Raw genomic sequence first — 14,762 nt, 5'->3', positions numbered from 1 at the left:
CAGCAACCCACTACTGATGCTGTAGAGATTCAGGCGGATGCGTCGGAAGTTCAAGACGAGACGAAAAAGCCAGAGGATCTTGCTTTTGGCGAAGCCTCAGATGCTTCCGCAGCAGATAGTAGTATCCAGCGTCAGGAAATACCCGATAGTGAAGCCGAGGCAATACCTGAATCTGATACAGATAACATTGATAATCAAGAAGAAGAAACTGAAATTCAAGCGAAAGCGAAACAACCCGCTCGTAATTTCCTAGAACTCCCCATCAACGCTCCGGGTACATCGCCATCCTCTATACAAAGACAAGGGAACTTGGGGGAATTAGGCAATTCCATTCAACAGCAGCCCGCTGAAAACGAGGAAAAGGTTGAGCCAGAAGCTGAACAAGAGGCGCAGGAATCGGATGAAACCATCCAACGCCAGGAAATGCCAGAGGCGGAAGCAGACGAGATATCATCGAGTGAGCCTCAAACGGTTCAACGCCAAGGAGAAACCTCAGACACACCCGCTCAACAAACAGAACAATCAGAAGAAGAAGAGTATCATAATTTTCTCGAAATTCCGGTCAACGTTCCCGGTACACCGTCATCCTCGATTCAGAGACAGGTTAATTTGGGCAGGTTGTCGAATCAGGTTGTCCAACCAATAAAACCCATTTCTAACCCCGGATTAAATCGACTCAATACCTTTAAATCCCAGCGAATTGAGTCACCTGTAAAGCCAGTTAATCCTGTATTGAATCAGTCACCCGCTCAAACGGTTCAACGTCAGGATAATACTGAGGATGAAGACATCCAAAACCAGCCCCTCCAAGAACCCGAAGAAGAAACGGTTCAGAAAAAAGAAGCACAGTCACAATCCTCTGACGCCACAGCTACACCCTCTCTCGAACAATCCATTCAACAAAAGCGCGGTAGTGGACAAATATTATCTGAGAACGTGCGCCAGCCGATGGAACAGGCGTTTGGGGCAGATTTTAGTCAGGTAAAAGTTCATACTGATTCTGAATCAGACAAACTGAATAAATCGATACAGGCAAAGGCATTTACAACAGGTAAAGACATCTTCTTTAAAAAGGGAGAATATCAACCCGATAGTAAACCGGGACAGGAATTATTGGCACATGAGTTAACTCATGTCGTGCAGCAAAATGGCAATCAGGTTCAGGCAAAATCGGTTAAGCAAGTCGCGACGAAAAGCAATAAGTTACAGCCGAAACCAAACCTGACACCGACTTCTATCCCACAACCGAAAATCCAACGCCGAGAAAATCCTCAAGACGAACCATCCAGTGCAGGCGTCCAACCCCAGCCAGCCCAACCAGCTCCAGCAGCACCCGAATCAGGTGGTGAGATGACTCCAGCCACTCCCCAAGTAGACAGTGGGGGAACTGGAGCAGCACCAGAGACAGCAGAACCTGGTGGTATGGCGGCTGCACCGGAAATGGCAGCAGGTGGCGCACCCGCGAGTGCAACTGACATAGGTACTCAGCCAGAGGGTGCAAGTGATGCTCCCAAGAGTGAAGCGGCTGGCGGTGGGGCTGCATCGCCAGCTTCCCCAGAGGCTGACCCCGATTTCCAAGCTACAGTCAAAAAAGCTAAGGGAGTTGCTGAGAAAGAAAAACAACATGATCCCGCCGAGTCTGAATCAAAAGAAGCCCAGGATGCCTCTGAACCCCCCAGCAATGAAGTAGAAAGTAAGGCGCAAGACAAGCAAGTCCAGGAGATGGAGCAGCAGCCCCCTGGGGAATTTAATGCCGAAGCCTTTAAAGCTGCTGTAATGGACAAGGTGAACCAGGCGGCTCCCAAAACCCTAGAAGATGCTGATAAATTTAAAGACAATAATCTGCTTTCTTCGGTGAAGGGCGATATGTCCAATCAGGCGAAAGAAACAGCAGAACAAGCCGCAGGTCCGGTTGCCGAGAAAACCCAGGAAGCTCCTGATACCAGTGGGATTGAACCCAAACAGGTAAAACCCTTAGATCAGCCGGATGCAGGTTCAACACCAGGGGATATCGGTGCAGCTCAAGCCACACCGAAACCCAAACCGGAATCCGAAGTTTCTGCACCCATGCAAGCTGAGAGTCAGAAACTTGATCAGCAAATGGCTGAGGCTGATGTGACGCCAGAACAACTGGCTTCTTCCAATGAACCACAATTTGTGCAAGCGTTGGATGCGAAGAAAGGCGCTCAACAACGAGCTGTTGAAGCACCACAGGAGTATCGTCAGCAGGAGCAAGGAACGTTAAATCAAGCCCAGTCTGAAGCCCAAACGACCAGTCAAACCCAGCTCCAAGGAATGCATGGTGAGCGGGAGCAGCTCTTGGCTCAAGTGATGGGGCGTCAGGATGAGACGAAAACGAAGGATGAGCAGGAACGGGATAAAGTCGCTAAGGATATTGATGGGATTTACCAGGAGACGAAAACAGACGTTGAAGGTATCCTCAATGGTTTAGATACAGAAGTTACCAACCGTTTCAAGGTAACTGCTGATACCGCCAAACAAAAATTTGAGGAGTATGTGGCTCCTCACATGGAAGAGTACAAAAAGCGGTATGACGGGCTATGGGGGGCTGGACGTTGGGTAAAAGACCAATTGATGGGTATACCCCCTGAAGTAACAGGCTTCTTCGATGAAGGACGTAATCAGTATCTAAATGAGATAGATAAAGGTCTAACCGATATTGCCAACTATGTCAGTGAGCAGCTAAACAAGGCGAAAGAGAGAATCACTGAAGGCAGAGAGGAAATTAAAGAGTACGTTGCGGGTTTACCTGAAGCGCTTAAGCAAGTCGGAACCGAAGCAGCACAGGATATTCAGACCAAGTTTGATGATCTAGAACAGAGTGTTAAAGATAAAGAGACGGAATTAGTCGATAAACTAGCACAGCAGTACCAGGAGAATCTCCAGCAACTGGATGCTCAAATTAAGGAGATGAAGGCATCGAATCAACCGTGGTTTGCTCAAGCGTTTGATGCGATGGCTGGGGTAATCGACACGATTAATAAGCTCAAGAACATGCTGCAAAACGTGTTAGCCAAAGCAGCGAGTGCGATTGGGTCAATTATAAAAGATCCGATTGGGTTCTTGGGTAATCTCGTCAGTGGTGTGAAGCAGGGGTTGGATAACTTTCTGGGCAACATTATGAACCACCTGCAAGGGGGTTTAATTGGCTGGCTGACGGGGGCGATGGGTTCGATGGGGATTCAGTTACCCGATGATATCTTCAGTCTCAAGGGTATCTTCAGCTTAGTAACGCAGATACTAGGGATGACGTGGGACTACATCCGTCGCAAGGCGGTGAAGCTGTTCGGCGAACCCGTTGTCGCTGGGATGGAGAAGAGCGTTGAGATATTCCAAGTTATCGCGAATCAGGGACCAATGGGACTGTGGGAACAGGTTCAAGAGCAATTTGGTGACTTGAAAGAGACGGTAATTGAGGAAATTAAGGGGATGCTGATCACCCAAGTGATTACGGCTGGGGTGAAATGGATTATTGGGTTGTTGAATCCGGCTTCAGCATTTGTGAAGGCGGCGATGGCAATTTATGACATCGTGATGTTCTTCATTAACCAGGGTAGCCAGGTGGTAGAACTGGTGAATGCGGTGATTAAGGCGATAACCGCGATCGCATCCGGTGCTGTTGGTGGTGCAGCGAAGTTGGTGGAGAATGCTTTGGCGCGATCGCTCCCGGTGGTGATTGGGTTCTTAGCTTCGCTTCTGGGTGTTAGTGGTTTGGCGAAGAAGGTACAGAATATTGTCAAGAAAATTCGCAGCCGGATTGATAAGGCGATCGATAAGGTTCTTAAGAAGGCGAAGAGTCTGTTTAAAGGTAAGAAGGGCAAGGGGAATAAGGATGAGAATAAATTTACCAAGAAAGAGCGAGATGCTGGCTTAGCTGCTTTTGAAAAAGAGGAAAAGCGGTTTATTAAAAATGGTGCAATAACTCAGAAAGATGCTCGTAAGGTTGCCAATGTTGTTAAACGGAAGCATCCCGTCTTCAAATCCGTCACTGTAGTTGATGGCAAGGATAGTTGGAACTACGATTATATTTTCAGATCTGTAGATACACCATCCACAAAAGCTGAAGGTGATGAACCGATTAGAGTATCATTCTCAAAATCAAGACACTTATTGAAGGGGGTAGGAAAAGCAAATACGCCAATAAAGGAAAACAATACTGTTATTATTGAGGACTTTAGTCAAGATGTTGTTAATGAAGCAGCACGTCAAGCCTATCAGTCAAGTGGAAAAGGAAATGGCATTTTTAGTGCCGAAAATATTAATTGGGAATATGATAAAAAGAATTCTGATTCTGGAGAGGAATATTTACATATCAATCCGACCCATAGCCCCCCTAAAGCTGTCAACCTAAACCGCTCGGAACCTAAGGCTATTCAAAATTATCTCAACCTTAGGGGAAAAGGTAAATCTCACGATGAGGCAATTGCTAAAATAGAAGAACTAGCTAATAAAAACATTTACGATTTAACCGAAAGTTTTTGGATTGTGCTTGATGCTGTAAAACCATGAAAAATTTTTCTGTTGATTTTTACCTATGGTATGAAGATGCCGGAACATGGCTTTTGATTCCGCCTTATCCGGACACACTAAAATGGTCTATTGAACTTTCCCAAAGTGAAATAATTTCGTGTGATGCCGGAATTGATTTTAGAATTGATGATATGTTATTCCTGGGAAACGAGAGAGATCAGTTACCTTTAGATGTGACCGTTTTTGATTTAAACAATACTATTTTAGAGAAAAAAAAAGAACTGTTGACAAAGATTAGAGTCAACAATTTTTTGAGTATTGAAATAAAAAATAATAAAAACAAAAAAATTCTTATCTCTCGCTTGTGTAATCTTGATAATGAAGAGTATCTTGAAAAAGTTGCTAAATTTGTTGGAAGTTATTACAAAGATTTTCCAGTAGATTATCAATTATGGTGTAAGGCAGTTAAGTCTAGTTTGGATGGTTTAGCATTTGTTTTTGGCCAAAGTAAAGCTGATATTGAACCGGGATCATCTCCGTTAGTTACTTGGTTAATACATCGCTTCCAAGGACTTAGTATCTAACTTCAGTAAAGACTAGAGAATAGCTTCAATGGACGCAAAGATTACAAATCATCAATTAGATAGCGAACTGACGTTGTATACTCTTTCACGATCGCTTTTAACTGTTCACACCTTTGCTCTATTCCTAACCAAACAAGATAACGAAGTCATAGACTGCCGTCTCACCTTCCAAGTAACCGCCCAAGTTTACCAACGCATTGACACCGAAGCCTTATTTAATCTCAAACCTGAAGTCCGTACTCCGATTACCAACGGCGACTTCCAACCCTCACCCGACATCAAAATCGAAGCTAGCCTAAAACCAGACTTACTTCCCCTCCTACTCGAAAAAGCCACCAACGCGGAAGAAGCCGCCGCCTACCTTGTAAACCTTAGCCAAAAGCAATCTGAACTAACATCCAAGTCTACTAATGAAAAATCTGAAAGACAGGAAACTGACGAACCACCTGATCATTCCAAGTCCCCCTATTTTCTACTATCCACCGAAAGTTGGTTAGCCTTATCTGTAAAACAGGAACAGGAATCAGGCGAAACAGGCTACCGTACCTTTTGGTCTTATCTTAGTCCCCAAGCTTTATCCAAAGAAACACCTGATTCTGAAGAAATATCTCAAGCTATTACCAACTTCTTTACAGATTTAGTCGGTGGTAGTCTGGATACTGTTGCGAAAGATTTTGCCAATGAAACAATCGGCTCAATATCTAACTTTTTTCAAGAATTAGCTCAAGATACCCCAGAACCAACCCCTCAAGACACAATTACAACCCAACCCATTTTCCAGACAATGGTCAACTTCTTTACAGAAGATGATTGGTCTTATGCCAAAATTCAAGGAGAACCCGCTTTATACCTGGCATTTGAAGGAGATAATGGGAGTTGGAACTGTTACGCTAAAGCGAGAGAAGACGAAGAGCAATTTGTTTTTTACTCAATTTGCCCCATAAAAGTGCCAAAAACCAAGCGTCGAATTCTGGGAGAGTTTATCGCTAGAGCCAATTATGGCATGATGATTGGTAATTTTGAATTAGACTTCACCGATGGTGAGATTCGCTACAAAACCAGTATTGATGTCGAGGGGGATAGACTCAGTTTTGCCCTCATCCAACGCTTAGTTTATGCCAACGTGACAATGATGGATAAATACCTACCTGGGATTAAATTAGTCCTTGAAAGTGGTATGTCACCAGAAGACGCGATCGCACAAATCGAATCCTGATCCGCTCATGTCCTGATGATTGCCCATAACTGCTATGCTATAAGGAGTTTACGCTATTTTGACGCAGGGTATTTGACCGGAGATGATCACCCCCACAGCTACTGACTCAACCATGCGATCGCACGTCGAATCCATTCCTCGGCGTTGGGGTTTTTCGCCAGTAGTGCATCCTGACTAATCGCGTTCAGCGCCTGCGTAATTTCGGCGGTTTCATACCCTAGGGCTAATAGGGTCATTTCCACATCTTCTAAAATAGCGGGGGAGGGTCCCGTTGCACTGGCTGGGGTTTCCACACCCGCGAATTTTCGCCATTCAGATAACTTGGTTTTCAGTTCCAAGGCGATGCGTTCAGCCGTTTTGCTACCCACTCCCGGTGTTTTGGCTAAGGCGCGAGTATTCCCGGTGACAATCGCCTGAACCAGACTTTGTAGTCCCAGGGTATCGATAAGTGCGATCGCTAATTGGGCACCAATCCCACTCACACTCACCAACTGGCGAAATAAATCCCGTTCGGCGGCGGATGCGAAGCCATAGAGGATTTGTTGGTCTTCCCGGATTTGCAGGTGAGTAAAAACTTGTACCACTTGTTCTGATCCAATCTGAACCTCTTGGGATAGCTGTCGAGTAATTTGCACCTCATACCCAATTTGGTTCACCTCTAGAATCAGAGTAACTCGATTCCCATTCCCTTTCTGAATCGTCGCGACTGTTCCCTTGAGATAACTAATCATTCATTAAATATGATCATCCAAATTTAGACTGACCCCAGACTTCACGTCTGGGGCTATACCCTGTTCCCTGTTTCCTGTTCCCTGTTCCCTAATCACTAATTCCTAAGCCAGAAATCCAAAATGATGCAGACCTTCTACTATACCATCTGCATAATGTGCCTGAGCGAAATAGTGATAATCTTTTTTGTTCTCCTCATACCATTGACGCAGTTCAGGTTTAGCATTTCCCACCAGAATACCCCGTTCTTCCCCAGCACTAAACAGGGCGATATCATTACCAGAATCACCACAGACAACGGTTTTTGTGGCGTCCATGTCCCATTTTTGCCGCAGGAATTGTACCGCTAAACCTTTATCCCCTTGACGAGGTAGAATATCTAAGTCTTGACCCCCACTATAGATTAGCTTGACATCTAACCCTTTTTCCTTTAGAGAGGATTCCAGACGGGGCAAAACGTCTGAGGAAATTTCTTCACTTACCACATAACTGACTTTAAAAGGGCGCTGTTCTGTCTCAGGTTGTAGCACAAGATCAGAAAAATGGGCAGCAATAGCCACAACCGCATCCCGGTTCCACCCCTGTGCCAGCATATCCGCCCATTCTTGATCAACGATTTCTTCCTCTGGATTGAAGCAAATTTCCGTGCCAACTGAGGTAATCAGCGCATCCGGTGACAGCAGGGACTTTTCGCTAGTCAGTTTCCGGTAGAGGGCAGGCGATCGCCCGGTAGCATAGACTATCTTAGTCCCATAGTCTTGGCGATGCTGCTCTAACTGCTGATTGAGTTCCTTGAGGGCATCGTCATCGCCAACTAGAGTGTTATCTAAGTCGGTTATGAATAAAAATGCAGTCATCACAATCTCGTTTATGATTAGAGTTTGCACCTGCATTATTTCGCATCAGCATGGGATTAGCCAAGGGCTTTTGGATAAATAATTCTTGACAAATGACGAATGACGTAGCTGGCTTCTCGCGAAAGCGAGTTCTCCACCGTTAACTTTAATTGTCCCCACCTACTTACGTCTTCCCCTGCCCCAACTCGCACCACCTTATCCGTATTATAAGCATCAATTATTTACTTTAGAAACGATGTATTCAGGAAACCGTAACATCAGGTAGGGGCGCAAGGCTTGCGCCCAGAAAATCTGTAAAATTTTAACTCTAACAACTATTCTATTTCTGGTGGCAAGGGTGGGATTAAAGGTTCTAATTGAGTAATCAGCGTGGGAATATCGGAAGTCACTACAGACCAAAGCTGTTCTAGCTCAATATCATCATATTGATGAGCAATGACATTCCGTTGTCCAATAATAGCACTCCAGGGAATTGCTGGATGCGCTTGACGGAAATCATCTGACATTCGTCTCGCCGCTTCACCGAGAATTTCTAACTGTCGCTCAACGGCACTCTGAAGCAAGATACTCTCTAAATAAGTTTCATAGGATAAACCAGCCGTAAAGTCTTGAAGACGACGTGCCGCCTGTAACATATCCCAAAGATAGCCAGCATCTCGATTATTTGGCAGCATAGATTACCTGTTTTGTGCTGAGTATTTCATAACGCCGGAAGGGATTACGTAAACAATCCTTTTGGACTAAATCAACCTCCCGCCTAAACATCGTTTTCAGTTCTTCTTTCATTTTAATGATGTCCCACAGACTCCATTTAGGCTTCGGCGCAAAACTGACCAGTACATCCACATCACTATCGGGGCGAAAATCATCTCGTAAGATAGAACCAAATAGGGCAAACTCAGTAATTTGCCAGCGCTGGCAAAATGCAGCAATCTCTTCCCTAGATACCTCAACCTTTGGGTTAATCGTCGTCATCTTGTTTGTCCTAAGGGCTGAACGTTTAGATTCTATAGTAGAATGCTCCACTACTCCAAGACAGAGAGAGGGCAAAAATAAATTACTTGAGGAAATAACCAGCTATGCTACTCTAACAACAGATGCGCGTTCCTACTGTTGCTATGTCCCTCTCCACCTCGGTTCCTATCATCTATCCCGAAAGTGACGGTCAACCCTTGGCAGACAATACTATCCAATTTCGCCTCATTGTCACGATTCAAGGTGGCATTGATGCACTGTTTATTGACAATCCTAACGTCTTTGTTGCTGGAGATTTGTTCTGGTATCCGGTAGAAGGAGAACCTTGGATTAGACAAGCTCCAGATGTGATGGTGGTTATGGGACGTCCCAAGGGAGATAGGCGTTCCTATAAGCAGTGGGAGGAAGAAAATATTCCTCCCCAAGTTGTCTTCGAGATTGTCTCTAAAAGCAATACCCGGCAAGAATTAGAAGGAGCCAAGCGGCGATTTTATGAACGCTATGGCGTAGAGGAATATTATCTCTTTAATCCTGACAAAGGTATCCTCAAAGGGTGGCGACGGGACAGGGAAGTCGAACTCTTACAACCCATTCCCCAGATGTTAGGCTGGGTAAGTCCCTGTCTGGGAATTCGATTTGAAGTCGTAGAAGGAGAATTACAGTTATACCGACCCGATGGTGAGCGATTTGTTACTTATTTAGAAAGTATTGAGTATAGAGAATTAGAGCGACAACGAGCCGAACAAGAGCGACAACGAGCCGAACAAGAGCAACAACGAGCCGAACAAGCAGAACAGGCGCAACGAGAGGCTATCCCGAAACTATTGGCAATGGGTTTGAGTGTAGAACAAATCGCTGAAGTGTTGTCGTTACCTGTTGAAACTGTGCGTGTTGTGGCAAGGATTAAATAGGGGTTGCTGAATTAGTATTGTGGTAAGGGGGAGATGGGGAGACGCAGAACAGACTTTTCGCTGTATGTGGTGCAACGTCTGTAGGGGCGGGTTTTATTACTATCTTTTCGGTTGCACCCAGATGTAACTAAACCCGCCCTGACTCAGGTTTTTAGATTTATGCAGCAAGCTCTAATAAAGGGCGCACGTCGGTGCGCCCCTACAATGTTACTCCATCTTGTTTAATCGACTATTTGTTAATTTTATGCATTCTTGCGTTTAGCTAAATTCGGATAGAAAGGTATACGCATCCAACTCGACTGATTTAAGCAATTTGTTCCAGGTATCAGTTACATCTTGATCATCGGGACGTTCGCGCCGTAGTTCCATTAAAGTATCTACAGTCTCGTACCAAATTCGTTCTTTGGTGTAGAAAGCCAAACGTTCTTCTGGAGTTGCCTGCACTAGAAAACGTTCATCTCTTGGATTAAGTTGGACTCGTTCAATAGCTCCATCTATATAAATATCACCTGAAGGATCCATCGGATCACATATTATCCGTAAAATCCAGTGATATTTTTGACCAATTTCTAAGGGAGGAAGCAGGGGAGGATAGGTAGCCAAGCCAGGAAGCGTTAAGCTGATGATACCAGGAGTGCCTGTAGCTATTTCGACTTCATAACCATCGAAAGGTTCTTCTGTGTAATGAGTAAAGGCATACTTAATCGAGTAAACTTCTTGATAATTGGCATTCCTCAACATAAATTCTATTCCCCAAGCGTATGTCTTCGGTACATACCAAAAGAAAGTCGGATATTCAGAAATTGTTTTCCCTATTCCGGATGGTGGAAGTAAGCTTGGAGGAATACCTTCAGGAGACAAGAGGCAATTACAATGCCCTCCGGGCTCTCGATTAAGGGCATCTACTGAATCAGTCACAGGTACAACTTCCCATTGCTCAGGAATCAGGCTGCTAAGTGAGGGAGGTTCAGACTGTGCTTGTACCTTGACGGGTAATTTGATAGCTAACCCTAAGGTTAAAGCTAAAGTGAGTAAAACGAATACGACTATTCGGAAGCGGGGTAAGCGGAGGAAGCGAGTTATAATCGACATCTTTCTATTATTTTTGTTGTATTTTCTACCTATCCAAGCAAATTTGCTGATACTCCATAAATCTTTAATTGTCCGTTAAAACTGTACTTTAAAATAGGTGGACACAATTAAACCGTCACCCCTTCTAATTCCTCATCCGTCAACTCATACAACGCCTGCAACTTCTGTAACTTCTCATCACTCGGTTGCCAAAACCCTCGCCCACTTGCCTCCAACATCCGGGCGACAATATTCCGAAATGCCTCAGGATTTGCTTGTCTTAACCTCTCGGCCATTTCTGCATCTAAAGCATAAGTATCTGCTGCTTGATCATACACCCAATCATCCGTAAAATCTGCCGTCCCACCCCAACCGATTAACGCTGTCATCCGTTGGGAGATTTCATAAGCACCACCTGAACCCTGACTTGCCATCGCCTTTGCCCATTTGGGATTCAGTAACTTAGTGCGATATTCTAACCGCAGTAAGTCATCTAATTTGCGCGGGGTTGTATCTTTAGAAAAGCTTTCCACAAAACTGGCACTCACTTTCTTCCCCCGTTGTTTCTCAGCCGCTTTTTTCAATCCCCCGGTATTGGCATAGTATTCCTGAATATCAGTTAAACCGTATTCCACGGAGTCAATTTCCTGAACTACCTGGCTGGTTGTTTTTAATAGCTGAGTTAGAACTTCCGGACGCGCTTGTCCTTTATCTTTACGCCCATAACTAAACGCATTGCGACTTTCCCAGGTTTTGCCTAATTCCTCTCCCGATTCCCAGTTTCCATCTGTCACTTGCTCATTAACTAAGGAACCAAAATCACCAGCCGGGTTAGAAAATAATCGGGCAGAATTATTCTGGATTCCTTGTGCTTGTAGGGCTAAAGCATGTTTACGGATAAAGTTTTGGTCTTCCGGTTCCTCCGCCTCCGCCGCCCGTTTAAATAAGTCATCGAGTAATTCAATGATATTCACAAAACTATCCCGAAAAATACCCGATAAATTTGCCAAGACATCAATCCGGGGATGTCCCACGTCTGCTAAGGGTTGTAACTCATAGCGAACAATTCGCCCCGTTCCTTCTTTGATGGGTTCTGCCCCCACTAATTCGAGTAAAATCCCCAAGGATTCTCCTTTGGTTTTAATTGCATCCAATCCCCATAACATCACCGCCACGGTTTCCGGATAGTCTGCCTGTTCTTGGAGGTGTTGGGCGATAATTTTTTTGGCAATGTCTCGTCCTCGTTGATAGGCTCCCGGTGAGGGCATCCGATAGGGGTCTAAAGCATGAATATTTCGTCCGGTTGGTAATACGCCGACCCCATCTCGTAATAAGTCGCCGCCCGGTGCTGGGGGAATGTATTCTCCATTTAATCCCCGTAATAGATTGGTCATTTCATCAGTATTTTGCTGTAATAAATGGGCAATTGTTTCTATTTCAGTAGCAAGGGAATCCGATTCGCCTTTTTTATCCTTAACTAGAGAGGTGGTCGATAATTGAGTCGTTTTATCATCTCCTATTTTATCCATTACCTCCTTAACTAAATCCGCTGCACCATTGTCGCCAAAATAAGCGTTTAAGTAACTCGCCAAGGCTTCTGAGTTTGGCGGTTCACCCAAGGTATGCAATCCGGAGGAAAATAGTCGTTGTTCTACGACTTGTAAGTATTCATACAATTTGACTAGATAATGATTAAATGCTTCAGCGCTGAATAAACGGACATTATCAGGTGTGAACGGAATCCCTAATTTCTTCGCCTCATCAAAGGAACAATCAGTATCTAAGCCACTATCCACAATTTTCTGACAAATGTCAGGTTTTAAGGCATAATTTTTATCGGGATCTTCTCGGTACTCAGCAATTAAATCTCGCAGTGCCACTAATTCTTTATACAATCCCGCCCGCCCATAGGGAGGGACATTATGAGAAATCAAGACGCCATATCCGCGCCGTTTTGCCAAAATGGATTCTGAGGGATTATTGGCAGCATAAATATAGAGATTGGGTAGATCACCGAGCAAAATATCTGACCAAGAATAGCCCGTATTTCCTAATGGAGAACCGGGCAACCATTCTACTGTGCCATGCATCCCAAAGTGAACCACTGCATGAGGGTTAAACTCATGGTGTAGCCATTTATAGAATGCGGCATATTGAGGATGAGGGGTCATATCCCGTTCAAACATTAACCGCATCGGATCACCTGCAATACCTAACGGCGGTTGCACACCTATCCAAATATTTCCTAATTGAATCCCGCCAATTTGCAACTCATCGCCGTAAGTTTTAATCCCAGTTCCGGTGAGGGATTTCCACTGCTTTTCGATGCGAGTGGTGAACAGATAGCCGAGCCATTTTTCTAGGGTTTTAACGTTGACGGAGTTTGTCGGTGAACCCTCATGACTCATTGCTTCATCGGCTTCTTTAACCCGACGGATAAGTTCTTCACCATCCTCCGGTAACTCGCCAACGGTATAGCCTTGCTGCTTGAGGGCGTGGAGGACTTTCAGGAGCGATCGCGGTACATTGAGTAAAGCTGCTGTTCCTGTCGCCCCATATCCGGGCGGGAAACCATAGAGAATGATGGCAATTTTCCGTTCTGAGGTGGGTGTCTGTCTCAGTTCAATCCAACGCTTCAGACGCCCAGTTAACCGTTTCACCCGTTCGGGAATCAGATAAATATCCTCTCCCACCAATCCGCCCAGAGGAACCGTGTCAATTGCCCCATCTAATTCCGGTAATGCATAGAGTACCACCGATTGCAAGCCGCCAATTCCTTGTCGCGTCCAAGAGTGAATATCCTGAATCAGTAACGGTGCGGCGACAATATAGGGAATATTTTTCGCCGTGAGGATGCGTTTTGCCACCTCAACTTGACGCCCTGCTTCCATAGAACCGGCGGGTCCTCCGACTAATGGAAAGCCAATTGTAGAAACAATCGCGTCAACTTCAACAGCGTCTTTTGATAAAGAGGGTGTATCAATTGTTCCCTGTTTTCGTCGGGTAGTTTCATCCGTTGAGGTCAGCCAATCTCGCACCGCCACATGTCCTTCCACACCATTAATAAAGATAGGAACAGGGATTAATCCAGCCTTCTCAAACTGGCGAATTAATTGAGGAATATACTGTTGTTTAGAGACAACATGTTTGCGGTAAAGGAGAATCCCGACAACGGGAAGAGATCCCCCCCAGCCCCCCTTAATAAGGGGGGTGTTAGAGGGAGATGGGGAGGAAGCATTATTGTGCTTTTGCCGATACCACTCCAGATAATGCCGTGGCAAGGTAAAATACCCGTCATAGTCGGGATGTAATAATCCCATGTTGGGGGTTTCGACTGGTGGGGGAATGTCTCCAACTTGTAATCCTAAGTATTTTTCAGCGAGTACCCAAAACATTGAAGCCACGTTTTCCGAACCGCCAGCATTCCAATACCCGTAGATAATCAGCCAGTTGCGTAAATCCTGAACTTTTTTCGCCGGAATATACTTCAACAGCTTGGGACCCGTCTTCAAAAAGCTGATGTAACCCGCGAGTTTATCTTCTTCTCGTCCATTGCTAAATTTATCCAGAATAAACTTAATCGGCTTGGGCATTCCTTTGGGTTTATCGCCAATTTTAAACGCCCCGATTTGAGTCAGACTCATTAATTCTAGGGCGGATTCAAAGACGAGGCGGATGGGGATGTGTTGGGTTCTCTCCCGCAGCCATAATACTTGGTCATAATCAAACAGCAGACTGGCGAAGAAGACATCAGCATTCTGGAGGGCGGCGGCGACAGTATCCGGTTCTGTGGTCAAGGATTGGTCGCTAAATACGCGGATATCTAAGTCTGGACAGCGCTTTGTCGCCCAATCAGCCGCTTGGCGATACAAGTTCGCGTTGAACGATTCAAACCCAGCGATTAAGACGATGCGTTTCATAGACCCAA

Annotated in this window: 10 protein-coding genes; 4 read left to right on the top strand and 6 right to left on the bottom strand. The window is 45.1% G+C overall.

What is annotated here, in order from left to right; translation table 11 throughout:
- From RIC07_RS18840 to RIC07_RS18830, 3 genes are all read left to right on the top strand, one after another.
- Positions 1-4,530 (top strand): eCIS core domain-containing protein (locus RIC07_RS18840; protein ID WP_446395853.1); only part of this gene is annotated, 4,530 nt, incomplete at its 5' end.
- The gene (locus RIC07_RS18835; protein ID WP_446395852.1) at positions 4,527-5,075 is read left to right on the top strand and encodes a hypothetical protein; all 549 of its coding nucleotides are present in this window, start codon (positions 4,527-4,529) and stop codon (positions 5,073-5,075) included. The genes RIC07_RS18840 and RIC07_RS18835, both read left to right, overlap by 4 nt.
- A 28-nt stretch (positions 5,076-5,103) precedes the next feature.
- Positions 5,104-6,291 (top strand): YbjN domain-containing protein, encoded by a 1,188-nt coding sequence (locus tag RIC07_RS18830; protein WP_446395851.1) that lies wholly within the window; start codon positions 5,104-5,106, stop codon positions 6,289-6,291.
- A gap of 98 nt (positions 6,292-6,389) precedes the next feature.
- Here RIC07_RS18830 and ruvA read toward each other — a convergent pair whose 3' ends face one another.
- The 4 genes from ruvA to RIC07_RS18810 all read right to left on the bottom strand — a co-directional run bounded on the left by ruvA (position 6,390) and on the right by RIC07_RS18810 (position 8,852).
- Positions 6,390-7,022: a Holliday junction branch migration protein RuvA gene (gene ruvA / locus RIC07_RS18825; protein WP_446380100.1), complete on the bottom strand. Its 633-nt coding sequence runs from the start codon at positions 7,020-7,022 to the stop codon at positions 6,390-6,392.
- A gap of 102 nt (positions 7,023-7,124) precedes the next feature.
- Positions 7,125-7,877 carry a sucrose-phosphate phosphatase gene (locus RIC07_RS18820; RefSeq protein ID WP_446395850.1) on the bottom strand — a complete coding sequence of 251 codons (753 nt, stop codon included), beginning with the start codon at positions 7,875-7,877 and terminating at the stop codon, positions 7,125-7,127.
- 314 nt (positions 7,878-8,191) lie between these two features.
- Positions 8,192-8,551, bottom strand: coding sequence for a HepT-like ribonuclease domain-containing protein (locus RIC07_RS18815; RefSeq protein WP_446384923.1), 360 nt, complete (start codon positions 8,549-8,551; stop codon positions 8,192-8,194).
- On the bottom strand, positions 8,538-8,852 hold the full coding sequence (locus RIC07_RS18810; protein ID WP_446395849.1) for a nucleotidyltransferase family protein: 315 nt from the start codon (positions 8,850-8,852) through the stop codon (positions 8,538-8,540). Before RIC07_RS18810 ends, RIC07_RS18815 begins: the two co-directional genes overlap by 14 nt.
- Before the next feature lie 122 nt (positions 8,853-8,974).
- Here RIC07_RS18810 and RIC07_RS18805 point away from each other — a divergent pair, with 122 nt between their 5' ends.
- Positions 8,975-9,763: a Uma2 family endonuclease gene (locus RIC07_RS18805; RefSeq protein ID WP_446395848.1), complete on the top strand. Its 789-nt coding sequence runs from the start codon at positions 8,975-8,977 to the stop codon at positions 9,761-9,763.
- Between the two features lie 258 nt (positions 9,764-10,021).
- On the opposite strand, the gene RIC07_RS18800 is transcribed toward RIC07_RS18805, so the two are convergent.
- The gene (locus RIC07_RS18800; RefSeq protein WP_446395847.1) at positions 10,022-10,855 is read right to left on the bottom strand and encodes a DUF928 domain-containing protein; all 834 of its coding nucleotides are present in this window, start codon (positions 10,853-10,855) and stop codon (positions 10,022-10,024) included.
- A gap of 107 nt (positions 10,856-10,962) precedes the next feature.
- Positions 10,963-14,754 (bottom strand): magnesium chelatase subunit H, encoded by a 3,792-nt coding sequence (gene bchH, locus RIC07_RS18795; RefSeq protein ID WP_446395846.1) that lies wholly within the window; start codon positions 14,752-14,754, stop codon positions 10,963-10,965.
- Positions 14,755-14,762 lie beyond the last annotated feature (8 nt).

It is taken from the genome of Coleofasciculus sp. E1-EBD-02, from assembly GCF_040218245.1.
GTDB lineage: Bacteria > Cyanobacteriota > Cyanobacteriia > Cyanobacteriales > Coleofasciculaceae > Coleofasciculus.
This window is presented reverse-complemented; position numbering and strand designations above follow the sequence as displayed.